The organism is Pseudomonas sp. W4I3, from assembly GCF_030816195.1.
Classification (GTDB): domain Bacteria; phylum Pseudomonadota; class Gammaproteobacteria; order Pseudomonadales; family Pseudomonadaceae; genus Aquipseudomonas.
Map to the genome: position 1 here is coordinate 1,399,883 of NZ_JAUSXS010000001.1, position 23,638 is coordinate 1,423,520.

23 protein-coding genes are annotated in these 23,638 nt (G+C 61.6%); 10 read left to right on the top strand and 13 right to left on the bottom strand.

Features of this window, described 5'->3' with window-relative positions; all coding sequences use genetic code 11:
- The first annotated feature begins 30 nt into the window (after window positions 1-30).
- Both QF045_RS06180 and QF045_RS06185 read left to right on the top strand, forming a co-directional pair.
- A complete protein-coding gene (locus QF045_RS06180; RefSeq protein WP_306491469.1) occupies window positions 31-1,308 on the top strand; it encodes an acetyl-CoA C-acetyltransferase in 1,278 nt (425 codons plus the stop codon).
- A gap of 134 nt (window positions 1,309-1,442) precedes the next feature.
- Entirely contained in the window at window positions 1,443-2,339 is an 897-nt protein-coding gene (locus QF045_RS06185) for a PA4780 family RIO1-like protein kinase (protein ID WP_306491470.1), read from the top strand.
- Between the two features lie 200 nt (window positions 2,340-2,539).
- On the opposite strand, the gene cueR is transcribed toward QF045_RS06185, so the two are convergent.
- The 3 genes from cueR to QF045_RS06200 form a co-directional block, all read right to left on the bottom strand.
- Complete coding sequence (cueR, locus tag QF045_RS06190; protein WP_306491471.1) at window positions 2,540-2,941, bottom strand: Cu(I)-responsive transcriptional regulator; 402 nt, start codon at window positions 2,939-2,941, stop codon at window positions 2,540-2,542.
- Window positions 2,938-5,130 (bottom strand): cation-translocating P-type ATPase, encoded by a 2,193-nt coding sequence (locus QF045_RS06195; RefSeq protein WP_306491472.1) that lies wholly within the window; start codon window positions 5,128-5,130, stop codon window positions 2,938-2,940. The genes cueR and QF045_RS06195 overlap by 4 nt, the downstream gene beginning before the upstream one ends.
- Window positions 5,131-5,196: 66 nt before the next feature.
- Window positions 5,197-5,568 carry a hypothetical protein gene (locus QF045_RS06200; RefSeq protein ID WP_306491473.1) on the bottom strand — a complete coding sequence of 124 codons (372 nt, stop codon included), beginning with the start codon at window positions 5,566-5,568 and terminating at the stop codon, window positions 5,197-5,199.
- A gap of 147 nt (window positions 5,569-5,715) precedes the next feature.
- On the opposite strand from QF045_RS06200, the gene QF045_RS06205 reads away from it, so the two are divergent.
- Both QF045_RS06205 and QF045_RS06210 read left to right on the top strand, forming a co-directional pair.
- Entirely contained in the window at window positions 5,716-5,907 is a 192-nt protein-coding gene (locus tag QF045_RS06205) for a heavy-metal-associated domain-containing protein (protein WP_306491474.1), read from the top strand.
- 85 nt (window positions 5,908-5,992) lie between these two features.
- Window positions 5,993-7,186 (top strand): multidrug effflux MFS transporter, encoded by a 1,194-nt coding sequence (locus QF045_RS06210; RefSeq protein ID WP_306491475.1) that lies wholly within the window; start codon window positions 5,993-5,995, stop codon window positions 7,184-7,186.
- A gap of 8 nt (window positions 7,187-7,194) precedes the next feature.
- Here QF045_RS06210 and QF045_RS06215 read toward each other — a convergent pair whose 3' ends face one another.
- The 3 genes from QF045_RS06215 to QF045_RS06225 all read right to left on the bottom strand — a co-directional run bounded on the left by QF045_RS06215 (window position 7,195) and on the right by QF045_RS06225 (window position 8,847).
- Window positions 7,195-7,368, bottom strand: a complete 174-nt coding sequence (locus QF045_RS06215; protein WP_164484509.1) for a hypothetical protein — start codon at window positions 7,366-7,368, stop codon at window positions 7,195-7,197.
- 145 nt (window positions 7,369-7,513) lie between these two features.
- Window positions 7,514-8,527 (bottom strand): zinc-binding alcohol dehydrogenase family protein, encoded by a 1,014-nt coding sequence (locus tag QF045_RS06220; RefSeq protein ID WP_306491476.1) that lies wholly within the window; start codon window positions 8,525-8,527, stop codon window positions 7,514-7,516.
- 26 nt (window positions 8,528-8,553) lie between these two features.
- The gene (locus tag QF045_RS06225) at window positions 8,554-8,847 is read right to left on the bottom strand and encodes a putative quinol monooxygenase (protein WP_306491477.1); all 294 of its coding nucleotides are present in this window, start codon (window positions 8,845-8,847) and stop codon (window positions 8,554-8,556) included.
- 118 nt (window positions 8,848-8,965) lie between these two features.
- Here QF045_RS06225 and QF045_RS06230 point away from each other — a divergent pair, with 118 nt between their 5' ends.
- The 3 genes from QF045_RS06230 to QF045_RS06240 all read left to right on the top strand — a co-directional run bounded on the left by QF045_RS06230 (window position 8,966) and on the right by QF045_RS06240 (window position 12,184).
- Window positions 8,966-9,892, top strand: coding sequence for a LysR family transcriptional regulator (locus QF045_RS06230; protein WP_306491478.1), 927 nt, complete (start codon window positions 8,966-8,968; stop codon window positions 9,890-9,892).
- Between the two features lie 137 nt (window positions 9,893-10,029).
- Complete coding sequence (locus QF045_RS06235; RefSeq protein WP_306491479.1) at window positions 10,030-10,731, top strand: helix-turn-helix transcriptional regulator; 702 nt, start codon at window positions 10,030-10,032, stop codon at window positions 10,729-10,731.
- Between the two features lie 82 nt (window positions 10,732-10,813).
- Window positions 10,814-12,184 carry an MFS transporter gene (locus QF045_RS06240; protein WP_306491480.1) on the top strand — a complete coding sequence of 457 codons (1,371 nt, stop codon included), beginning with the start codon at window positions 10,814-10,816 and terminating at the stop codon, window positions 12,182-12,184.
- 57 nt (window positions 12,185-12,241) lie between these two features.
- On the opposite strand, the gene QF045_RS06245 is transcribed toward QF045_RS06240, so the two are convergent.
- Entirely contained in the window at window positions 12,242-13,195 is a 954-nt protein-coding gene (locus QF045_RS06245) for an adenosine deaminase (RefSeq protein WP_043051475.1), read from the bottom strand.
- Between the two features lie 193 nt (window positions 13,196-13,388).
- Between QF045_RS06245 and QF045_RS06250 the strand changes: the two genes are divergently transcribed.
- Window positions 13,389-14,480, top strand: a complete 1,092-nt coding sequence (locus tag QF045_RS06250) for a calcium:proton antiporter (RefSeq protein WP_306491481.1) — start codon at window positions 13,389-13,391, stop codon at window positions 14,478-14,480.
- A 62-nt stretch (window positions 14,481-14,542) separates the two neighbouring features.
- Here QF045_RS06250 and QF045_RS06255 read toward each other — a convergent pair whose 3' ends face one another.
- From QF045_RS06255 to QF045_RS06280, 6 genes are all read right to left on the bottom strand, one after another.
- Window positions 14,543-15,901: an 8-oxoguanine deaminase gene (locus QF045_RS06255; RefSeq protein ID WP_306491482.1), complete on the bottom strand. Its 1,359-nt coding sequence runs from the start codon at window positions 15,899-15,901 to the stop codon at window positions 14,543-14,545.
- A 212-nt stretch (window positions 15,902-16,113) separates the two neighbouring features.
- Window positions 16,114-16,800, bottom strand: a complete 687-nt coding sequence (locus tag QF045_RS06260; protein WP_306491483.1) for an SDR family oxidoreductase — start codon at window positions 16,798-16,800, stop codon at window positions 16,114-16,116.
- A 58-nt stretch (window positions 16,801-16,858) separates the two neighbouring features.
- Complete coding sequence (locus QF045_RS06265; protein ID WP_306491484.1) at window positions 16,859-17,440, bottom strand: YigZ family protein; 582 nt, start codon at window positions 17,438-17,440, stop codon at window positions 16,859-16,861.
- A gap of 12 nt (window positions 17,441-17,452) precedes the next feature.
- Window positions 17,453-18,112 carry a TetR/AcrR family transcriptional regulator gene (locus QF045_RS06270; RefSeq protein WP_306491485.1) on the bottom strand — a complete coding sequence of 220 codons (660 nt, stop codon included), beginning with the start codon at window positions 18,110-18,112 and terminating at the stop codon, window positions 17,453-17,455.
- Between the two features lie 87 nt (window positions 18,113-18,199).
- Window positions 18,200-19,594, bottom strand: a complete 1,395-nt coding sequence (locus tag QF045_RS06275; protein ID WP_306491486.1) for a uracil-xanthine permease family protein — start codon at window positions 19,592-19,594, stop codon at window positions 18,200-18,202.
- 87 nt (window positions 19,595-19,681) lie between these two features.
- Window positions 19,682-20,602, bottom strand: a complete 921-nt coding sequence (locus QF045_RS06280) for a LysR family transcriptional regulator (RefSeq protein WP_306491487.1) — start codon at window positions 20,600-20,602, stop codon at window positions 19,682-19,684.
- A gap of 126 nt (window positions 20,603-20,728) precedes the next feature.
- On the opposite strand from QF045_RS06280, the gene QF045_RS06285 reads away from it, so the two are divergent.
- Both QF045_RS06285 and QF045_RS06290 read left to right on the top strand, forming a co-directional pair.
- Window positions 20,729-22,078 (top strand): aspartate aminotransferase family protein, encoded by a 1,350-nt coding sequence (locus QF045_RS06285; protein WP_124384981.1) that lies wholly within the window; start codon window positions 20,729-20,731, stop codon window positions 22,076-22,078.
- 39 nt (window positions 22,079-22,117) lie between these two features.
- Complete coding sequence (locus QF045_RS06290) at window positions 22,118-23,611, top strand: CoA-acylating methylmalonate-semialdehyde dehydrogenase (RefSeq protein WP_306491488.1); 1,494 nt, start codon at window positions 22,118-22,120, stop codon at window positions 23,609-23,611.
- Window positions 23,612-23,638: the final 27 nt, after the last annotated feature.

Consider the following 23,638-nt stretch of genomic DNA (forward strand, 5'->3'; position numbering starts at 1 on the left):
CAAGCCCATAACAGACAGAGGGAGCTTTTCATGACTCAATTGCGCCGTGTGGCGATCATTGGCGGTAATCGCATTCCGTTCGCCCGCTCCAATGGCCCCTACGCCACGGCCAGCAACCAGGCGATGCTCACCGCCGCCCTGGAAGGCCTGATCGAACGTTTCAACCTGCACGGCCTGCGCATCGGCGAGGTGGCCGCCGGCGCGGTGCTCAAGCATTCGCGCGACTTCAACCTCACCCGCGAATGCGTGCTGGGCTCGCGCCTGTCGCCGCAAACCCCGGCCTACGATGTACAGCAAGCCTGCGGCACCGGGCTGGAAGCGGCCTTGCTGGTGGCCAACAAAATTGCCCTGGGCCAGATCGACTGCGGCATTGCCGGCGGGGTGGACACCACCTCCGATGCGCCGATTGGCGTCAACGAGGGCCTGCGCAAGCTGTTGCTGCAGGCCAACCGCAGCAAGTCCATGGCGGATAAGCTTAAAGTCCTGTTACAACTTCGCCCGCAGCACCTCAAGCCGCAGCTGCCACGCAACGGTGAGCCGCGCACCGGGTTGTCCATGGGCCAGCACTGCGAGCTGATGGCGCAGACCTGGCAGATCCCCCGCGCCGAACAGGACGAGCTGGCGCTGCAGAGCCATCAGAACATGGCCGCCGCCTACGCCGAAGGCTGGCACAACGATTTGCTCACGCCGTTTCTGGGGCTGACCCGCGACAACAACCTGCGCCCCGACCTGACCCTGGAAAAACTCGCCGCGCTCAAGCCGGCCTTTGAACGCAGTGAAAAGGGCACGCTGACCGCTGGCAACTCGACGCCGCTGACCGACGGTGCCTCGCTGGTGCTGCTGGGCAGCGAGGCGTGGGCCCGGGAACGTGGCTTGCCGATTCTCGCGTACCTGCGCGATGGCGAAGCGGCGGCGGTGGACTTCGTCAACGGCGCCGAAGGCCTGCTGATGGCGCCGGTGTACGCCGTCCCACGTTTGCTGGCCAGAAACGGCCTGACCCTGCAGGACTTCGATTACTACGAGATCCACGAAGCGTTCGCCGCTCAAGTGTTGTGCACCCTTAAGGCCTGGGAAGACGCGGACTATTGCAAGACGCGTCTGGGCCTGGATGCGCCGCTGGGCGCCATCGACCGCAGCCGCCTCAACGTCAAGGGCAGTTCACTGGCGGCCGGGCACCCCTTTGCCGCGACCGGTGGGCGCATTGTCGCCAACCTGGCCAAGTTGCTGGAGGCGGCCGGTAAAGGGCGCGGCCTGATTTCGATCTGCGCGGCGGGGGGCCAGGGCGTGACGGCGATTATCGAACGCTGATTAGCCGGCAAATTGGCCTAATGAATGCATTCTTCGCGGGTCAGAGGTCGGTAGCCTCTCCCACCGGCGCGCCGATTGCCGTATAACGAGTGCCACACGCGTGTTTGGTAATACAGGACCCACAATAAAAGCTGATGAAGACTCCTAAACGCATTGAACCCCTGATCGAAGACGGTCTGGTCGACGAAGTGCTGCGCCCACTCATGAGTGGTAAAGAAGCAGCTGTTTATGTGGTGCGCTGCGGCAACGAATTGCGTTGCGCCAAGGTTTACAAGGAGGCGAATAAACGAAGTTTTCGTCAGGCGTCCGAATACCAGGAAGGCCGTAAGGTCCGTAACAGTCGCCAGGCCCGGGCCATGGCGAAGGGCTCCAAGTTCGGCAAGAAAGAAACCGAAGATGCCTGGCAGAACGCCGAAGTGGCGGCCTTGTTCCGCCTGGCCGGTGCGGGCGTTCGCGTGCCCAAGCCGTACGACTTTCTTGAAGGCGTGTTGTTGATGGAGCTGGTGGCCGACGAGTATGGCGACGCAGCGCCACGTCTGAATGACGTGACCCTGGAGCCGGACCAGGCGCGTGAATACCACGCCTTCCTGATTTCCCAGATCGTACTGATGTTGTGCACAGGGCTGGTGCACGGTGACCTGTCGGAGTTCAACGTACTGCTTACACCGACGGGCCCGGTGATCATCGACTTGCCTCAGGCAGTGGACGCGGCGGGCAACAACCACGCGTTCAACATGCTGGAGCGGGATGTGGGCAACATGGCTTCCTACTTCGGGCGCTTTGCCCCGGAGCTGAGGAAGACCAAGTACGCCAAGGAAATGTGGGCGCTTTACGAAGCGGGCACTCTGCACCCAGCCAGTGTCTTGACCGGTGAGTTTGACGAGCCGGAAGAGCTGGCGGACGTGGGCGGTGTGATCCGCGAGATCGAAGCGGCGCGGCTGGACGAAGAGCGCAAGCAAGCGATCCGCGCGGCCGATGATGCGCCACCGACCAAGACCGCCGAAGAACCGCCGCCGCCTTGGATGCAGTGATCTTGCGACACATGAAGATCTAAGTGTGGGAGGGGGCTTGCTCCCTGTAGGAGCGAGCTTGCTCGCGAAAAACGTCCAGGTAACGCGTTCATTCTGGATAAACGCGGCGGCCTTGAGTTCTTCGCGAGCAAGCTCGCTCCTACAAAAAGCCTGGGCAAGCCCCCTCCCACATTTGGTTTTGTGTTGAGTCAATTAGAGCATCAGGCGCAGCAGCTTCCGGAGGCCAATTCCTTGAGGATCGGGCAGTCCGGCCGATGGTCGCCCTGGCAGTGTTCCACCAGATCCTGCAACGTATCGCGCAGTTGCTCCAGCTCGCGAATCTTCTGATTCAACTCATCGACATGCTGACGCGCCAGGGCTTTTACGTCGCCGCTGGCGCGCTGCCGGTCCTGCCACAGGGTCAGCAGTTTGCCGACTTCTTCCAGTGAAAACCCCAGGTCCCGCGAGCGCTTGATGAACGCCAGGGTGTGCAGGTCATCGGCGCCGTAGACGCGGTAACCGCTGTCGGTGCGGTGGGCTGGCTTGAGCAGTCCGATGGATTCGTAGTAGCGGATCATCTTGGCGCTCAGCCCGCTTTGGCGAGCGGCTTGGCCGATATTCATGGGTGTTGGTCCTCCAGGTCCTTGGGTTTCCAGGTTTTGAGCAGCAACGCATTGCTCACCACGCTGACGCTGGACAACGCCATCGCCGCGCCGGCCAGCACCGGGTTGAGCAGGCCGAAGGCCGCCAAGGGAATGCCGATCAAGTTATACACAAAGGCCCAGAACAGGTTCTGGCGGATTTTTGCGTAGGTCTTGCGGCAGATCTCCAGGGCCGCCGGCACCAGGCGCGGGTCGCCGCGCATCAGGGTGATGCCGGCGGCATGCATGGCCACGTCGGTGCCGCCGCCCATGGCGATGCCGATATCGGCTGCGGCCAGGGCCGGTGCGTCGTTGATGCCGTCGCCGACCATGGCCACCCTGCCGGTTCTTTTCAGCTCGGCCACGGTGGCGGCTTTATCGGCGGGCAGCACTTCGGCATATACATCGTCGATGCCCAGCGCCTCGGCGACCACCCGCGCGCTGCCGCGATTGTCGCCGGTGAGCAGGTGGCTGCTGATGTGCTGCGTCTTGAGCTGCTGCACGGCTCGTAGTGCGCCCGGCTTGAGCGTGTCGCCAAACGCAAACAGCCCCAGCAAGCGGGGATTTGCGCCTTGTTCGATCAGCCACGACAAGGTGCGGCCTTCAGCTTCCCAGGCCGTTGCTTGCTGGCTCAATGCGCCTGCATCAAGGCCGGCTTCTTCGAGCAGGCGCCGATTGCCCAGGGCCAGTTGCCGGCCGTCAAGGGTGCCGGCAATGCCGCGTCCGGTCAGGGACTGGCTGGCGCTGACGTCGGCCACCTTCAGTCCCTGTTCTTCACAGGCCTCCAGCACCGCCTTGGCCAGTGGGTGCTCGCTGCCGCGCTGCAAGGCCCCCGCCTGTTGCAGCAGCAACGATTCGTTGCCGTCCAGCGCCGCCAAATGCGCGATCTTCGGCGCGCCCGAGGTGAGGGTGCCGGTCTTGTCGAACACCACGGCGCTCACCCCCTGGGCATGTTCCAGGGCTTCGGCATCCTTGATCAGAATGCCATGGCGCGCGGCAACGCCGGTGCCGGCCATGATCGCAGTCGGCGTCGCCAGGCCCAGGGCACAAGGGCAGGCGATCACCAGTACCGCGACCGCATTGATGATTGCGCTCTCCAGGGGCGCGCCGTACAGCCACCAGCCCGCGAGGGTGAGCAGCGCCAGTAACAGCACGGTCGGGACGAATACCTGGCTGACCTTATCCACCAGTTTCTGAATCGGTGCCTTGGCCGCCTGTGCGTCTTCGACCAGTCGGATGATGCGTGCCAGCACACTTTCCGCGCCCAGGGCCCGGGTGCGCACCAGCAGCCGGCCTTCACCGTTGATCGCGCCGCCGGTGACGCTATCGCCGGGCTGCTTCGGCACTGGCAGGCTTTCGCCGCTGATCAGCGCTTCATCGGCATGGCTTTGGCCGTCGACCACTTCCCCATCCACCGGGAAACGTTCGCCCGGCTTGACCAGGACCAGGTCGCCGAGCGCGAGCGCGCTGATGGCCACCTCTTCCTCGCGGCCCTCCGACACGCGCACCGCCCGCTCGGGGCGCAAGGCTTCGAGGGCGCGGATGGCGCTGGCGGTCTGGCGCTTGGCGCGGCTCTCCAGGTATTTACCCAGCAGCACCAGCGCGATCACCACGGCCGAGGCTTCGAAATACAAGTGCGGAGCGGGCCGTGTGAGCCATTGATAGACGCTCAGGCCGTAACCGGCGCTGGTGCCGATCGCGACCAGCAGGTCCATATTGCCCGCACCGGCCCGCACGGCTTTCCACGCCGCGCTGTAAAACCGCGCACCCAGGATGAATTGCACCGGCGTCGCCAGGGCGAACTGGACCCAGGCGGGGAGCATCCAGTGCACGCCAAAGGGTTCCACTAGCATCGGCAGCACCAGGGGCAGCGCCAGCAGGATCGCCAGCATCAGGGCCCAGCGCTCGTGATGCAGGCGTTGGGCTTGACTGGCCTGGGTGGCGCTTTCGCTCTGGGGCAGGGTGGCGGTGTAGCCGGCTTTTTCCACAGCGGCGATCAATACGTCCGGGGCCATCTGGCCGAGCACTTCAACGTGGGCACGTTCGTTGGCCAGGTTAACGCTGACACGTTGCACCCCTGGCACCTTGCCCAGCGCACGCTCCACACGGCCGGCGCAACTGGCGCAGGTCATGCCGCCGATGGGCAGGTCAAAGGCGGTGGGTCCATTCATGGGGCAGTCCTCCGTAAGACGATGCCCCTAGGATCAACCTTGACCTGTGGGGAAGGTCAAGCGCCTTCAGTATTCCAGCGTGGCGGCTTTGAGGTACATGCCGTCCGGGCCTTGGGCGATCCGCAGTTTGCGTACATCTCCGGCTTTGAGCGTGATGTTCTGTGCCGGCGGCGCCAGCATGCCCGGCAGACAGCCCGGGGTTTGGCCCGGCAGCAGCTTGAGGCGCAACGACACATCACCCGCGGGCAAATTGAAGGCGGTGGCTTGTTCCTGGAACAGGCGCCCGGCCAACTGATCTTGAATGTAGAGGCCGATCTCACAGTTGGTTGGCACTTCCAGGCGCTCGCGGGAAATGATCAGCACCGCATAGTCTTCAGCGGCGGGCGCAACGGCAGAAAAACTCATCAGGCCGGCTAGGGCAAAAAACGACCAGCGCATGGCGAATGCTCCGTGGTTCACATCTATCGAAGCTGAAGCTTGGCCGACGTCGCCACCGAATGCCAGCCCGGCCGAGTTTTCTGAAACTTGACCTTGCCATGATGGCAAGGTCGAGACTGGGTCCAACCTCATCAAAGGAGTCATGTCATGCAAGTATTCAACGTTGAAGGAATGACCTGCGGCCATTGCGTTCGGGCGGTGACCCAGGCGGTGCAGGCCCAGGACGCCGATGCCAAGGTCACGGTGGACCTCGCGGCCAAGCAAGTCAGCGTGCAGAGCAAACTCGACCGTGAAGCGATTGCGGGGCTGATCAAGCAAGAGGGTTACACAGTCGTCTGATTGTCGATAGTTAGCGAGCTATCTTAATGTTCAAGACGCCCAAGCACGGCTAGACTGTCGGGCTGCCGACTCACTTGGGTGTCTGATGAACCTTCGCATAATTCTGATTCTGGGCGCCTTGAGCGCCTTCGCGCCGTTGGCGATCGACTTTTACCTGCCGGGCTTCCCGGCGATGGCGACCGCCTTTGCAACCGACGAAAAACACATCCAGTTGACCCTGGCGGTGTATTTCGGTGGGCTGGCCATCGGCCAATTGATCTACGGCCCGTTGGCCGACCGCTTTGGCCGGCGCGTGCCGCTGCTCAGCGGCGTCACGCTGTTTACCCTCGCGTCCTTCGCCTGTGCCTATGCGCCGTCTTTGGAATGGCTAATTGGCGCGCGCTTCGTGCAGGCCCTCGGCGGTTGCGCAGGCATGGTGATTTCGCGGGCGGTGGTGAGTGACAAATGCGACGCCGTGGGTTCGGCCAAGGTGTATTCACAACTGATGCTGGTGACCGGCCTGGCGCCGATTCTCGCGCCACTGGCGGGCGGGATCATGGTGGGGATGTGGGGCTGGCAGTCGATTTTCCTGGCCCTGTCGCTGTTCAGCGTGATGGCGGCCATCGCCGTGGCGGTGGGCTTGCCGGAAACCTTTCCGGCCCATCAGCCGCGCCAGCCGTTATCCGGCTCGCTGCGTCGCTACGCGGCGCTGTTGTCGGACCGGGTCTACCTCGGCTACGCCTTGACTGGCGGCATCTCGATTGCCGGGATGTTTGCCTATATCGCCGGTTCCCCGTTTGTGTTCATCAAGCTGTATGGCGTCCCCGCCGAGCATTACGGCTGGCTGTTTGGCTCCAACGCCGCCGGTTTTATCCTGGTGGCGCAACTGAATGCGCGGTTACTGGCCAAACGCGGCCCGGCATTTCTGCTCTCGCGTACGGTGTGGGTTTACGTCGCGGCGGCGTTGGCCCTGCTGGGGATTGCAGCGCTGCGCACAGAAGCCCTATGGCCGTTGCTGGTGCCGCTGTTTATCTGTATCGCCAGCCTGGGCTGCATTCTGCCCAACACCTCGGCTTGCGCCATGAATGGACAAGGCGCGCGCGCCGGCAGCGCGTCGGCGTTGCTCGGTTGCATTCAGTTCGGTGTGGCAGCGGGTGCTGCATCGCTGGTGGGGGTGTTGCATGACGGCACGGCGATGCCGATGGCGATGGTGATCAGCCTGTGCGGTGTGCTGGCGGTGACGATTGCGATGTCGACCCAGCGCCTGCAACGGGCCAGGGCCGCGCAGGCGCAGGCCTGAAGGGCCGATCAGCCAGCGGCGGCGCGTTGCTGGCTGAGTGGAAAACGGTGGGGGGCCTGGATGCGGGCCTGCAAGGTGTCGGCAAAGGCACGGGCCTCGGCTTCGGTGTGGAAAATAATCGACTTCTGGTCCAGGCGGACCTCCCACTGGGATTTTGCTAACGCTTTTATCAGGATCTTCATTGCTGACTTCCTCACGTAAAAGAATCGTGGCAAAGGCGGCCAATATAAACCTGTATGCGCTGGCAAATATGACAAACGTCAACTGTCGGACTAATGGTGTCGTCCGTTACTTACATCAATAACGGACGACACTGACAGCCGTTTTTTAAAACCCCTCCAACACGATCTTGCCCTTGGCCTTGCCGCTTTCCAGCAGTGCGTGGGCACGGCGCAGGTTCGCCGCATTGATCACGCCGAAGTGCTCGCCGACCGTGGTTCTCAAGGTGCCGGCGTCGATCAGCGCGGCCACCCGGTTGAGCAGGTTATGCTGCTCGATCATGTCCGGGGTCTCGAACATCGAGCGGGTGTACATGAACTCCCAATGCAGCGACAAGCTCTTGCGCTTGAGCTTGCTGACGTCCAGCGCCTTGGGGTCGTCGATCAACGCCAGCTTGCCTTGGGGTTGCAGGGCTTCCACCAGTTGATCCAGGTGATGATCGGTCTGGGTCAGGCTGGCGACGTGGGTCACGTGCGGGTGGCCGGCGTGCTTCAGCGCTTCGCTCAGCGGCTGGCTATGGTCGATTACCAAGTCGGCGCCCAGGGCCTTGGCCCACGCCTGAGTTTCGGGGCGCGAGGCGGTGCCGATGACTTTCAGCGCGGTGAGCTGGCTGGCCAGTTGGGTCAGGATCGAACCCACGCCGCCCGCTGCACCGACGATCAGCAGGCTCTGGCCCTGATCCGCTTTGCCCTCCGGTACTTGCAGGCGTTCGAACAACAGCTCCCAGGCAGTGATGGCGGTCAATGGCAGCGCGGCGGCCTCGGCAAACCCCAGGCTCTGCGGCATATGGCCGACGATGCGTTCATCCACGGTGTGCAATTCGCTGTTGCCGCCTGGGCGAACCAGGGAGCCGGCGTAAAACACCTTGTCACCGGCCTTGAACAGCGTCACTTCACTGCCGACCGCCTTGACCACACCGGCCACGTCCCAGCCGAGCACCTTGGCTGCGCCGTTTTCCGGGGCGACGTTCTGGCGCACCTTGGTGTCTACCGGGTTGACCGAGATGGCTTTGACTTCCACCAGCAGGTCGCGCGGCCCGGCGACGGGTTCGGGCAGTTCGATGTCTTGCAGGGCGTTAACGTCGCTGATGTGCAGGGACGTGTAGTAGGCGATGGCTTTCATGATTTCTCCGGGTAAGGGGCGCGTGGTCAGGCGAGAAACTGCAGGCGCTTGAGTTCGAAGTGTTCGATCACGTCGGCGGCCTTGGTTCGAAAGTTCTGGATATGCGCGCTCTGGTCGTGATCGGCCAGGGCCGCGTCATCGCTCCAGCGCTCAAGCATGTAGAAGGTCTCGGGATGCTGCAGATCCTGGTGCAGGTCGTACTGCTGACAGCCGGGTTCCTGTCGCGTCGGTTCGAGCAGCTCGCGCAGCAGGGTTTCCAGGATGGCCTGTTGGCCGGGCTTGGCGATCAGCGTGGCGATGACGTTAAAGGCAGTGGGCATAATCAACTCCTGGTCGATGAGTAACGGGATGGCCAGATGATTGGCTATTTCCAGTGCAGATAAAAGCGGCTAAAACAGAGGGCTGTTTCAATAAAAAATTGATAATTGGCGGGAATGCATGCTGCGCTTTGATGATTTGCAGTTGTTTGTACGCGCAGCGGACTTGGGCAGCCTGTCGGCGGCCGCGCGGGTAATGGACTTGTCCCCAGCGGTGGCCAGCGCTGCGTTGAAGCGCATAGAGCATCAATTGGGCACGCGCTTGCTGGCACGCTCCACCCGCAGCTTGCGCCTGACCGCCGAAGGTGAGGGATTTCTCACCTACGCCCGCGCCGCGTTGAGTTCATTGGATGAAGGGCGGCGTTTGTTAGCCAGTGGGCAGGATCACGTCAGCGGCATGCTGCAACTGTCGGCGCCGTCGGATTTCGGGCGCAATCAGCTGTTGCCCTGGCTGGATGATTTTCAGCGCCAATACCCGCAACTCAGCGTGCGCCTGTTGCTGGGTGATCGCATTGCCGACCTGTTCCGTCAGCCCGTGGACATTGCCTTGCGTTATGGCGAGCCCGAGGACTCCAGTCTGGTTGCGCTGCCCATCGCCCCGGAGAATGTGCGGGTGCTGTGCGCGGCGCCGAGTTATCTGGCCCGACACGGCGAGCCGCGGCACCTTGAGCAACTGGCCCAGCATAATTGCCTGCTTTATATGCTCGCCGGCCGCGTGCATGACCATTGGCGTTTTTACGACGGCAAGCGTGAGGTCAGCCTGACCGTCACGGGGGATCGGGTCAGCGACGACGCCGACGTGGTGCGCCGTTGGGCGGTGGCGGGTGTCGGCATTGCCTACAAGTCCTGGCTGGACGTGAGCAGCGACGTCGTGGCCGGGCGTTTACGCTTGATCCTGCCGGAGCTGCGCGGTGAGCGCACACCGCTCAACCTGCTGTGCGCGCATCGTGCGCAGTTAAGCAAACCCATCAACCTGCTGCGGGAAATGCTCGTGGCCCGTTGTGCGACATTGACGGCGCAACGGTCGGAGCAGTTCGCAGCGAAGTAATGGCCTCCAGCAAAGCAGGAAATTTCGCTCAAGTGCTGTCCTTGTCCAGTCTGTAAGACGCCATGGAACCGGCGGTTCTGGCCCCTATACTTTGGCGCCAACCGCAGCAGAAAAACGGTTCAACAGGGAGTCGAGAAATGGAACAGGCACCAAGTATCAGTCATATCGCCAGCTTGCTTGCCGAGCCCAAGCGCACTGCAATGCTGTGGGCGCTGATGGACGGTTCGGCGAAGTCTTCAGAGGAGCTGGCGACGTTCGCCGGGCTGTCTGCGGCATCGGCCAATGCCCATCTGGCGCGGTTGACCGGCAGCGGGCTGCTGCGGGTCGAGGCGCGCCGCGGCAGGCGGCTGTTTCGCATGGCGGCAGCGGATGTCAGCGCCGCCCTCGATGCGCTGGCAACTACCACCATGGCCAGTGGGGGGCGTAGTACGCGGCAGGCTCAGCCGCCTGCATTGCCGGTACCGCCGCTGTTGCGTCGCGCCCGCGTGTGCCAGGACCACCTCGGCGGTGAACTGGCGGCCGGTCTGTACCAACGCATGACGGAGGCCGGCTGGATCCAGCGCCACGAGCAGCGTACCGAAGTCACGGTCAGGGGCACCCGGCATTTGGCGCAGTTGGGTATTTTTATCCAGGCATTCTCGTCGCCTCTGGTCTGCGACTGTTTCGACTGGAGCCAACAGCAACCCCATGTGGGCGGTGCGCTTGGGGCGGGCTTGTTGAAACTGTTTTTGCAGTCGAACTGGGTCAGCGCGATCGACGAATCCCAGGCCTTGTCTGTCAGCGAAGCCGGGCTAGTGGAAATCAACCGGTTGGCCACACCGCAGGAGCGTCGCTCTTAGTTTCGGTCAGGTCGCATCCAGCAATCGCCAGGGTAGGCGATGCCGCACACTCTTAAGGGTATTTTCAGACGGGGGATGCGGCATGGGTGCACAGGGCTATAGCGCGGCAGAGCGGCTGGAACGGTTGCCCATCAGTGGCTACCACCGGATCATTTTCATCATCATTGCCCTGGCGTTTTTCTTCGACTCCATGGACCTGGCGATGATGACTTTTCTGTTGGGCTCGATTAAATCCGAGTTCGGCCTGAGTACGGCCCAGGCCGGGTTACTGGCCAGTTCGAGTTTTTTCGGCATGGTGATCGGCGCATCGCTCAGCGGGATGTTCGCGGATCGCTTCGGGCGCAAGCCGGTGTTTCAGTGGAGCATCGTGTTGTGGGGCGTCGCCAGTTACTTATGCTCCACGGCGCAGACGGTTGAGACGCTGACCCTGTTTCGTATCCTGCTGGGCATTGGCATGGGCATGGAATTTCCCATCGCGCAGTCGATGTTGTCGGAGCTGATTCCGGCAAAGCGACGAGGGCGTTATATCGCCTTGATGGATGGTTTCTGGCCGTTGGGGTTTGTCGCCGCCGGGGTGCTTTCTTATTTCCTGCTGCCAGTCATCGGCTGGCGCGACATTTTCCTGGTGTTGGCCGTGCCGGCGGTGTTTGTGTTGGCCATCCGGTTTTTCATTCCAGAATCGCCGCGTTGGCTGGAACAGGCCGGGCGCCACGAGGCGGCGGACAAGGTATTGCTGGGCATTGAACAAAAGGTGCGCAACTCCCTCGGTCGCGCCGACTTGCCGCAGCCCATTGCCTTGCCGCGAGTGGCGAGTACGCCGGGCACTTTCTTCTCGGCTTTCCAGCAGCTGTGGTCGGCGCAGTACCGCCAACGCACCCTGATGATCTGGAGCGTATGGTTCTTTGCCTTGCTCGGGTTCTACGGGCTGACCTCGTGGCTGAGTGCGCTGTTACAGCAGTCAGGCTTTGCCGTGACGCAATCGGTGTATTACACGGTGATCATTTCCCTGGGCGGGATACCGGGTTTCCTCATGGCCGCGTGGCTGGTCGAGCGCTGGGGGCGTAAGCCGGTGTGCGTGGTGACGCTGCTGGGTGGCGGGGTGATGGCGTTTTTGTATGGGCAGAGCGCCGTGTTTGGCGGCAACGTCGGGTTGCTGATTACGTCCGGCTTGTTGATGCAGTTCTTTCTGTTTGGCATGTGGGCGGTGCTGTACACCTATACGCCTGAGCTGTATCCGACTTCCGCGCGCGCGACCGGGTCCGGGTTTGCCTCGGCGATTGGGCGGGTGGGGTCGTTGCTGGGGCCACTGGTGACCGGGTTGGTATTTCCGATAACCGGGCAGGGCGGCGTATTTGCCTTGGGCGCGTTGTGTTTCGCGGTGGCGGCGCTGGTGGTGTGGGTGTTTGGGATGGAGACCAAGGGCAAGACGTTGGAGGAACTCACCGAAATCTGAGGTCAACGCAAAACCCCTGTGGGAGGGGGCTTGCCCCCCTCCTACATTAGTCCGCCGTTAAGGCTTCACCAGTCGTGCATCCAGGCTGTTTTGCGCCAGGCGTTTGGCCTGGTCCTGGGTCATGCCCAGGGAGGTGTACAGCGCGTGGAAGTTCTCGGTGACGTAACCGCCGAAGTAGGCCGGGTCATCCGAGTTCACCGTAACTTTCACGCCACGCTCAAGCATGTCGAGGATGTTGTGCTGGGCCATGTCGTCGAATACGCACAGCTTGGTGTTGGACAACGGGCAAACGGTCAACGGGATCTGCTCGTCGATGATGCGCTGCATCAGGCGCTCGTCTTCGATGGCGCGCACGCCGTGGTCGATGCGCTGGATTTTCAGCAGGTCGATGGCTTCCCAGATGTATTCGGGCGGGCCTTCTTCGCCGGCGTGCGCCACGGTGAGGAAGCCTTCATGACGGGCACGGTCGAACACACGCTGGAACTTGCTCGGCGGGTGGCCCATTTCTGAGCTGTCCAGGCCCACGGCGACGAATGCGTCACGAAATGGCAGCGCCTGGTCGAGGGTTTTTTCGGCTTCGGCTTCGCTCAGGTGACGCAGGAAGCTCAAGATCAAGCCGCTGGTGATGCCCAGTTGCTGCTCGCCGTCCTTGAGCGCGGCAGCGATGCCGTTGAGCACCACTTCGAACGGCACGCCTCGGTCGGTGTGGGTTTGCGGGTCGAAGAAGGGTTCGGTGTGGATCACGTTCTGGGCTTTGCAGCGCAGCAGGTAGGCCCAGGTCAGGTCGTAGAAGTCCTGGGACGTGCGCAATACATCCGCGCCTTTGTAATACAGGTCGAGAAACTCTTGCAGGTTATTGAAGGCATAGGCCTTGCGCAGGGTTTCGACGTCGTTCCACGGCAGCGCAATCTTGTTGCGTTCGGCCAGGGCGAACAGCAGCTCAGGCTCCAGCGAGCCTTCCAGGTGCAGGTGCAGTTCAGCCTTGGGCAGGGCGTTGAGCCAATCGTACATGTCTAAAATCTCATCAGGTGCAATGGCGGCATTCTACAGGCCATGGCTGAAATAATCGGCAAAACCTGACCAGCAGGAGAGTATTTGATTTATTCGCACAAGGGCGGCGTGAACTAAGGTGTAACGAAACGTTAGCGGCGTGGCGCAGTCTGTACCCCAACGACGACTGATTTGCTGTACATAAAGGCCCCCCATGCTCACTTCCCTCAAGCAAGAAAAATTCATGCTGCTGGCGCTGATTGCCGCCATTGCCGCGTACCCGCTGGAACACTGGATGCTCCATAGCGGGCAGATGGTGGCATTGCTCGCTGGCCTCGCCTTGATCGCGTTTATCGTAATGGCGTCAATGCGTGTGGCCCATCATGCCGAGCAGCTCGCGGAAAAGGTTGGCGACCCCTACGGCACCATGATCCTGACCCTGGCGGCCGTGCTGGTAGAAGTGGTGATCCTGGCGATCATGATGAGCAACGAACCCTCACCCACACTGGTGCGCGACACCATCTATTCGGCGGTGATGCTCGATATCAACGGCATCCTCGGCCTGGCCGCGCTGATGGGCGGCATCAAGCATGGCGAGCAGTCGTACAACGATGATTCGGCGCGTACCTACAGCGTGATGATCCTTACCGCCATGGGCGTGTCGATGGTGGTGCCGGAGTTTATTCCCGAGGCCGACTGGAAAATCTACTCGGCCTTCACCATCGGTGCGATGGTGGTGCTCTACACCCTGTTTCTGAGAATGCAGGTAGGCCCCCACAGTTATTTCTTCAGCTATAGCTACCCGGAAAAGCGCCGCAAGAAATTACCGGAACACGAGCAGGCTCCGCCCGTGAGCCTGGCGTTCTCGATCGGCACCCTGGTGTTTGGCGTGATTGTGATTGGCGCGTTGGCCGAGGTGATGTCCAAGACCCTCGACCTGGGCCTGGAAGGCACGGGTGCCCCGCCGGTAATTACCGCGATTGTGGTGGCGGCTATTTCCGCCGCGCCGGAAATTCTCACGGCGTTGCGCGCCGCCTTGGCCAACCGCATGCAGTCGGTGGTGAACATCGCGCTGGGTGCTTCGCTGTCGACCGTGATTCTGACGGTGCCGGTGATGGAAGCGATGGCGCTCTACAGCGGCCAGCCGTTCCAGATGGCAATGACGCCGGTGCAGACGGTGATGGTGTTTATCACGCTGATCGTCAGTGCGATCAATCTCAACGATGGTGAGACCAATGCCATCGAAGGGATGACGCATTTCGTGTTGTTTGCAACGTTTATCATGCTGTCGCTGCTGGGGCTCTGATACAACGCAGGCCCAATGTGGGAGGGGGCTTGCTCCCTCCCACATTTCGAGCTTCGTTTGGCTTAGGTGCCGGCGATCAGCTGGCGGGCCGCCTGGGTGTGATCGGCGATCAGGCCTTTGAGGTCCAGGCCTTCCACCTGCCCGTCGATGACCCGCCACTTGCCGCCGATCATCACCCGGTCCGCGCGGTCCGCGCCGCATAACAACAGGGCTGAAATCGGGTCGTGGCTGCCGGAGAAGCGCAGCTCATCAAGTTTGAATAGCGCCAAGTCAGCCTGTTTGCCCACGGCCAGTTCACCAATATCCGTACGCCCCAGTAGTTGCGCCGAACCTTGGGTCGCCCAGCCCAACACGCCTTCGGGCGTGATTTTTTCCGCTCCGTAACGCAGGCGCTGGATGTACAAGGCCTGGCGTGCTTCGAGGATCATGTTCGAGGCGTCGTTGGACGCCGAGCCGTCCACGCCCAGACCGACCGGGGCACCGGCAGCGAGCAGGTCGAGGGTCGGGCAGATACCGGAGGCCAGGCGCATATTCGAACTCGGGCAATGGCAGATGCCCGTGCCGGCGGCGCCGAGGCGGGCGATTTCATCCGGGTTGAAATGAATGCCATGGGCCAGCCAGGTGCGTGGGCCAAGCCAGCCGACGCTGTCGAGATAGTCCACGGTGCGCAGGCCGAAACGCTGCAGGCAGAAGTCTTCTTCGTCGAGGGTTTCCGCCAGGTGCGTGTGCAGGCGCACGTCGAGCGTGTTGGCCAGTTCGGCGCTGGCTTGCATGATTTCGGGGGTGACCGAAAACGGTGAGCAGGGCGCCAGGGCAATTTGGATTTGCGCGCCGTCGCCGCACTCATGGTAGTCGCGGATCAGGCGCTGGCTGTCATCGAGGATCACTTGGCCTTGTTGCACGGTCTGCTGCGGCGGCAGGCCACCATCGGCTTCGCCCAGGCTCATGGAACCGCGGGTGAGCATGGCGCGCATGCCCAACTCGCGCACGCTGTCGACCTGCACATCAATGGCATTTTCCAACCCGTCGGGGAACAGGTAGTGGTGGTCCGCTGCGGTGGTGCAGCCGGAGAGCAGTAATTCTGCGAGTGCCACCTTCGATGCCAGGGCAAGTTTTTCCGGGGTCAGCCGGGCCCAGACCGGGTACAGGGTCTTCAGCCAGGGAAACAGCGGTTGGTTGACCACCGGCGCCCAGGCGCGGGTCAGGGTTTGGTAGAAGTGGTGGTGTGTGTTGATCAGCCCGGGCAGTACCACATGCTCGCGGGCGTCGAACACCTGCGCACAGGGGTGTGCGGGGGATTGCCCCTGGGCCAGCACTTCGGTGATGACACCGTCTTGCAACACCAGGCCACCACGGGCATCGAGGCCATTGGCAGTGAAGATAGCGAGGGGGTTTTTTAACCAGATACGGGTCGCAGGCATTGGCCGGCTCCTCTGAATGATGGGTTCAGGTTTGCCAGCTCAGTGTTGCCCTGTCTGCTGATCCAGGGTCGCCGGGGAAGGCGAGGTGGGTAGTCTAACTCTGTAGGAGCGAGCTTGCTCGCGAAAATAGTTAACGATAGCGCGGGCAGCCTGGTTTAACGCGGTGCCTGGGCGTTCTTCGCGAGCAAGCTCGCTCCTACAGTTGGGGGGACTTACCAGGCGATGGTGTCGCCCTTGTAGTCCACGAAATGATGACCGCCCTTGCCGGTGTAGGCATTCACCTGATCCACCAGGCCGCGCACGCTGGTTTCAACGTCGATGTGTGCGTTCTCGCCACCCATGTCGGTTTTCACCCAGCCTGGGTGCAGGGACAGCACCGTGGGTTTGGGCTCGCCCAGTTGGGTGATGAAGCTGTTGGTCATGGAGTTGAGCGCCGCCTTGCTGGCCTTGTACAGCGCCAGGTCCGAACCGTCGGGGATGGTCACGCTGCCCAGCACCGAACTCATGAAGGCCAGCACGCCGGTGTCCTTGCGGATCTGCCCGATAAAACGCTGGGCCAGGTTGATCGGCGCTACGGCGTTAGTGAAAAACAGTTGGCCGACTTCCGCCAGGGTCGCGTGGCCAGGCTCCTGGTTGGCGGGGCCCTTGACGCCGGCGTTGACGAACAGCAGGTCGAAGGTGCGGTCTTTCAGGCGCTGGGCCAGGGCGATCACGGCTTGCTGATCGTCCATGTCGAGTTTCTCGATCTGCACCGGACCCACGGCTTTTAAGGCGTCGGCCTTGTTCGGGTCGCGCACGGTGGCGGTCACGTCCCAGCCGTCCTGGAGCAGTTGCTTGACCAGGCCAAGGCCCAGCCCGCGCGAGGCGCCGATGATTAGTGCAGTTTTTGGCGTAGACATGAAAAGCTTCCTTTTAGAGTCGCGGTTCAGGGAGTTCAGCAAACAACAGTATCAGTTTTTATCGTTGCAACAGGATGCGGCCACGGCTCAGGTCGGCAAGCTGGGTCTGCAGGGTATCGACCAGCGCTTCGCCTAGGGCCAATTGCAGTTCTACACCATTGGCGGTGAAGGTCTCTTCCACCACCAGGCCGCCGAGTTCGGCAACGCGCAGTTTGACCAGATTCAGCTCGGCGAATGCGCAGGCGCAGCTCAAGGGTATGCGGCTGATCAGCTCGATGCGCTCGGCATTTTGCAGGCACTTATTGGCGCCGCCGCCATAGGCCCGGGCCAGCCCGCCGGTACCCAGCTGGATGCCGCCGTACCAGCGGATGACCAGCACCGCGACCTGATCGAAACCCTGGGCTTCGATGGCTGCAAGGATGGGCCGCCCCGCGGTGCCGCCGGGTTCGCCGTCGTCGTTGCTACGGTATTGATCGGCCAGCTTCCAGGCCCAGCAGTTGTGCGTCGCGTTGAGGTCGCTGTGTTGCTCGAAAAACGCCTGGGCGTCTTGCGGGCTAGTGATCGGCGCTGCCAGGGTGATAAAGCGGCTTTTGCGTATTTCTTCACGAAATTCGCAACAGCTTGTGAGCGTGAATGGCATAAATCGCTTCGTTTATTGGGCCGGCTTGATGCCACAGCCCTTGAGAATAATGTGGATCAAATTGGTACCGGCGTCTTCCATGTCCTGCTTGGTCAGCTTGGTGCGACCGGTGACGCGGCAGATCTGGGTGGCGAAGTCGGCGTAGTGTTGGGTGCTGCCCCACAGCAGGAAAATCAGGTGCACCGGGTCGACGGGGTCCATCTTGCCGGCATCGATCCAGGCCTGGAACACGGCGGCACGGCCGCTGAACCAGGCGCGATAGTCCTGGCTGAAATATTCGGTGAGGCATTCGCCGCCGCTGATGATCTCCATGGCGAAGATTCGCGAGGCCTGTGGCTGGCGACGTGAAAATTCCATCTTGGTGCGGATGTAGCGGGAGAGGGCTACGGCTGGGTCATCCTCGGCGGTCAGCGCGTTGAACGTGCTGTCCCACAATTCCAGGATATTGCTCAGTACGGCAATGTACAGGCCAAGCTTGTTGGTGAAGTAATAATGCAAGTTGGCTTTGGGCAGCCCGGCACTGGCAGCGATGGTGTTCATGCTGGTGCCCTTGTAGCCATGGCGCGCGAATTCATCTTCAGCAGCCTGGAGAATCGCTTGTTCGTTCTTTTGCCGAATGCGGCTGGCGGGTTTACCGGCGTGGTTGCTGTGGGCAGGAACTTCGAGGCTCATGGAGGTTTCCGTGCTGATCGATGGAGGCGACGTGTGCACAGATAACCCACCCTCAAGCCTCAGACAAGTGTTGATGCAATAAATCCGTCAATGCGGCTCCAGGGAGTCGGGCTGCGGCGTGTGGTTTGCAATGGCGTGGGTGGTTTTATCCTCGGGTAATAGCAGGCACAGCACCATGGCGGTGAGGCCGCCGCTGGTGATGGCGGAGTCGAATAGGTTCTGCACCAGGGTTGGCATCAGGTGCAGCAGATTGGGTTGAGCGGCGATGCCCAGGCCGACCCCAAACGAGGTGGCGATGATCAGCATGCTACGCCGGTCCAACGGTGCCTGCGCAAGGATACGCACGCCCGCTGCGGCGACGCTGCCGAACATGACCAGGGTTGCCCCGCCCAGCACCGGTTTGGGAATTTGCTGCAGCACCGCGCCGATCATGGGAAACAAGCCGAGACAAACCAACAGCGCGCCGATGTACAAGCCGACGTAACGGCTGGCCACGCCGGTGAGTTGGATCACGCCGTTGTTTTGCGCAAAGGTGGTATTGGGGAAGGCACTGAACGTGGCGGCGATCATGCAGCTGACGCCATCGCCCAATACGCCGCCTTTGAGTCGGCTTATATAAGACGCACCGCTGATGGGCTGGCGGGCGATCATGCAGTTGGCGGTAAGGTCACCGACGGTTTCGATGCTGCTGATCAGATAAATCAGCGCGATGGGCAGGAAGGCGCTCCAGTCGAAACTGAAACCAAAGCGAAACGGTACTGGCAGGCTGATCAGAGGCAAGTCGGGCAAGGCCTGTGGCACCAGCTTGCCGCTGAACCAGGCGGCCAGGCTGCCGAGCGCCAGGCCGATGATGATGGCCGAGAGGCGCACCCAGGGCGTGTTCGAGCGGTTGAGCAGGATGATCGTTACGATCACGAACAGGCCCAGGGCCAAGTTGGTGGGCGCGCCGAAGTCGGGGGCATTGAAGCCGCCACCGAGATCGGTGATGCCCACTTTTATCAGGCTGATGCCAATCAGCGTAATCACAATCCCGGTGACCAAGGGCGTGATGACCCGGCGCAGTTGGCCGATTAAGCGGCTCAGCACGATTTGCACCAGGGCGCCGAAAAAGCACACGCCGAAGATCATCGCCAGAATGTCCTCAGGGCTGCCGCCGCGTTGCTTGACCAGAAAACCGGCCGACAGCACCGCACCCAGGAACGCAAAGCTGGTGCCCTGCAGGCAGATCATGCCCGCGCCAATACCAAAAGGCCGGCGCGCCTGGATGAACGTGCCGACGCCGGAGACCATCAGCGCCATGCTGATCAGGTAGGGCAGGTGCGCGGTGAGGCCCAGGGTGGAGCCGATAATCAAAGGCGGAGTGATGATGCCGACGAATGCGGCGAGCACGTGTTGCAGCGCAGCCAGCAGGGCGGGCAGTGGTTTCGGGCGGTCGTCGAGGCCGTAGATCAGGTCGTTTTGGCTGGAGGATTCTGGTGGCATGGCGGGTCAACTCGGGGCGGACGGTTCAAGGTCCATGGGCCTTGCAAAAAACTGTCCACCTGCTCAGCTTTTTACGCCAGGCCCGAATTAGCGCGTTGCTGCCAGACTTTCCAGGAAGCTTTCCAGCACCAAATGGGGGCGGCGGCCCTTGCGCGTGACCGATGCCAGGCTCAAATCGTAAAACCGTGTAGCCGATTTCAGCGCACGTAGTCGGCCTTGTTGCACCCACAGGCTGGCGTAGTGGTCGGGCAGGTAGCCGATATAGCGGCCGGTGAGGATCAGGAACGCCATGCCTTCGCGATCCGAGGCGCTGGCCGTGCAATTGAGCGCCTGGTAATGCGCCTGGATCTCGGCCGGCAAGCGGAAGGTGGGGGCGATGGCGTCCTGGCTGTCGAGCCGGGGGTCGTCCAGTTGCATGTCATCGACGTAAAACAGCGGATGGCCGACCGCGCAATAGAGCAGCGAGCGTTCGCTGTACAGCGGCTGGTACTCCAGGCCGGACAACGCGCTGGCCTGGGGCACAACACCGACGTGCAGACGGCCATCGAGCACACCTTGCTCCACTTCATTGGGAGCAATCATGCGGATTTGGATCTGCACGTCGGGGCCACGCTCTTTCAACTGCGCCAAGGCATGGGTGATGCGCATATGCGGCAGGGTGACGAGGTTGTCGGTGAGGCCGATGATCAGCTCACCGCGCAAGTGCTGGTGCAGGCCATTGACCTCGGTGCGGAAACTTTCCAGAGCACTCAACAGTTGCAACGCCGACTGGTAGACCTCGCGGCCTTCTTCAGTCAACGAGAACCCTGCGCGGCCGCGTTGACAGAGCCTCAGCCCGAGGCGCTGTTCCAGGTCGCTCATTTGCTGGCTGATGGCCGAGCGACCAATCCCCAGAACGGTTTCCGCCGCCGAAAACCCGCCGCACTCCACCACGCTGCGAAAGATGCGCAGCAAGCGGATATCAAAGTCGCTGACCTGGGCCAGAGGGTCGGGACGACGGCTGCTCATAGTTTAGTGAAGTCCTGACTGAAGGTTAGAAGAGTTGAATTTCACCGACTTTATCCGCGTGGCAACTTAGCTGCAACAACGCTTTTTCAATCCCGACGCTGCCTTTTGCCTTGCGAGGTTTTGCTGATGAACATGCCGGAAAACGCCCCATCATCCCTGGCCAGCCAACTCAAGCTGGATGCTCACTGGATGCCTTACACCGCCAACCGTAACTTTCAGCGTGATCCGCGCCTGATCGTGGCTGCCGAGGGCAGTTGGTTGACCGATGACAAGGGGCGCAAGGTCTATGATTCGCTGTCGGGCCTTTGGACATGTGGCGCCGGGCATACGCGCAAGGAAATTCAGGAAGCGGTCGCCAAGCAGTTGGGCACCCTGGACTACTCTCCTGGCTTCCAATACGGTCATCCGTTGTCCTTTCAGTTGGCGGAAAAAATCACCGACCTGACCCCGGGCAACTTGAACCATGTGTTCTTCACCGACTCCGGCTCCGAGTGCGCCGACACCGCCGTGAAGATGGTGCGCGCCTATTGGCGCCTGAAGGGCCAAGCCACCAAGACCAAGATGATCGGCCGCGCCCGTGGCTACCACGGTGTGAACATTGCCGGTACCAGTCTGGGTGGTGTCAGCGGTAACCGTAAGCTGTTTGGTCAGGCGATGATGGATGTCGACCACTTGCCGCATACGTTGCTGGCGAGCAATGCGTTCTCCCGTGGCATGCCGGAGCAGGGCGGTATCGCGCTGGCCGATGAGTTGCTCAAGTTGATCGAGCTGCATGATGCTTCGAACATCGCCGCGGTGTTTGTCGAACCAATGGCGGGTTCCGCGGGCGTGCTGGTGCCGCCGCAGGGTTATCTCAAGCGCCTGCGTGAAATCTGCGATCAGCACAACATCCTGTTGGTGTTCGACGAAGTGATCACCGGTTTCGGCCGCACCGGTTCGATGTTCGGCGCCGACAGCTTTGGTGTCACCCCTGACTTGATGTGCATTGCCAAGCAAGTCACCAACGGCGCGATTCCGATGGGCGCGGTGATTGCCAGCAGCGAGATCTATCAGACCTTCATGAATCAGGCGACGCCCGAGTACGCGGTGGAATTCCCCCATGGCTACACCTATTCGGCGCATCCGGTTGCCTGTGCGGCCGGCCTGGCGGCGCTGGACCTGCTGCAGAAGGAAAACCTGGTGCAGAGCGTAGCCGAAGTCGCACCGCATTTTGAGAATGCGTTGCATGGCTTGAAGGGCAGCAAGAACGTGATTGATATTCGTAACTACGGCCTGGCCGGAGCCATCCAGATTGCCCCGCGTGACGGTGATGCAATCGTGCGTCCGTTCGAGGCCGGCATGGCACTCTGGAAAGCCGGCTTCTACGTGCGATTCGGCGGTGACACCCTGCAGTTCGGGCCAACTTTCAACAGCAAGCCGCAGGACTTGGATCGCCTATTCGATGCGGTCGGTGAAGTGCTGAACAAGATCGACTGATTTCTCCTTCTATATAGAACAACTTCTCAGGAGCCCTGCATGAGCCTTATCCAGCATTTGATCAACGGCGAGTTGGTCAACGACAGCGGTCGCAGTGCCGACGTGTACAACCCGTCCACTGGCCAGGTGATTCACCAAGTGCCGTTGGCCAGTCGTGAAACCATTCAACAGGCGATCGACTCGGCCAAGGCCGCGTTCCCGGCTTGGCGTAACACGCCGCCGGCCAAACGTGCACAGGTGATGTTTCGTTTCAAGCAGTTGCTGGAGCAGAACGAAGGGCGTATCTCGCAGTTGATCAGTGAAGAGCACGGCAAGACGTTGGAAGATGCTGCCGGTGAGTTGAAGCGTGGCATTGAGAACGTTGAGTACGCGTGCTCGGCGCCGGAGATCCTCAAGGGCGAATACAGTCGCAACGTGGGCCCGAATATTGATGCCTGGTCGGATTTTCAACCCCTGGGTGTAGTGGCCGGCATTACGCCGTTCAACTTTCCGGCGATGGTGCCGTTGTGGATGTATCCGCTGGCGATTGTGTGTGGCAACTGCTTCATCCTCAAACCGTCGGAGCGTGACCCGAGTTCGACGCTGCTGATCGCGCAATTGCTGCAGGAGGCGGGTCTGCCCAAAGGCGTACTGAGCGTGGTGCATGGTGACAAAGGTGCAGTGGATGCATTGATCGAAGCACCCGAAGTCAAGGCGCTTAGCTTTGTAGGATCGACGCCGATTGCCGAGTACATCTATTCCGAAGCGACCAAGCGCGGTAAGCGCGTGCAGGCACTGGGTGGGGCGAAGAACCACGCGGTGCTGATGCCGGACGCGGACCTGGATAACGCAGTCAGTGCCTTGATGGGGGCGGCGTATGGGTCTTGCGGCGAGCGCTGCATGGCGATCTCGGTGGCCGTATGCGTGGGCGACCAGGTGGCGGATGTGTTGATTGCCAAGCTGGTGCCGCAGGTCAAGGCGCTGAAGATCGGCGCGGGCACCACTTGTGGCCTGGATATGGGGCCGCTGGTGACGGGGCAGGCGCGGGACAAGGTCAGTGGTTATATAGAAGACGGTGTGTCGGCGGGGGCAAGGTTGGTCGTCGATGGCCGTGGCTTGAGCGTTGCCGGGCATGAGGAAGGGTTCTTCCTGGGCGGCAGCCTGTTTGATCGCGTGACCCCCGAGATGCGTATCTATAAGGAAGAGATCTTCGGGCCAGTGTTGTGCGTGGTGCGGGTGGACAGCCTGGAAGCGGCGATGCAACTGATCAACGATCATGAGTACGGCAACGGCACTTGCATCTTCACCCGTGACGGTGAGGCGGCACGTCTGTTTTGTGACGAGATCGAAGTGGGCATGGTGGGGGTTAACGTTCCACTGCCGGTGCCGGTGGCGTATCACAGCTTTGGGGGCTGGAAGCGTTCGCTGTTTGGCGACTTGCATGCCTATGGGCCGGACGGTGTGCGTTTCTATACCCGTCGCAAGGCGATTACTCAGCGTTGGCCGCAGCGGGCCAGCCATGAAGCGTCGCAGTTCGCTTTCCCTAGCCTGTAAGGCTGGGTGAGTAAAAAGGCCGGCCCG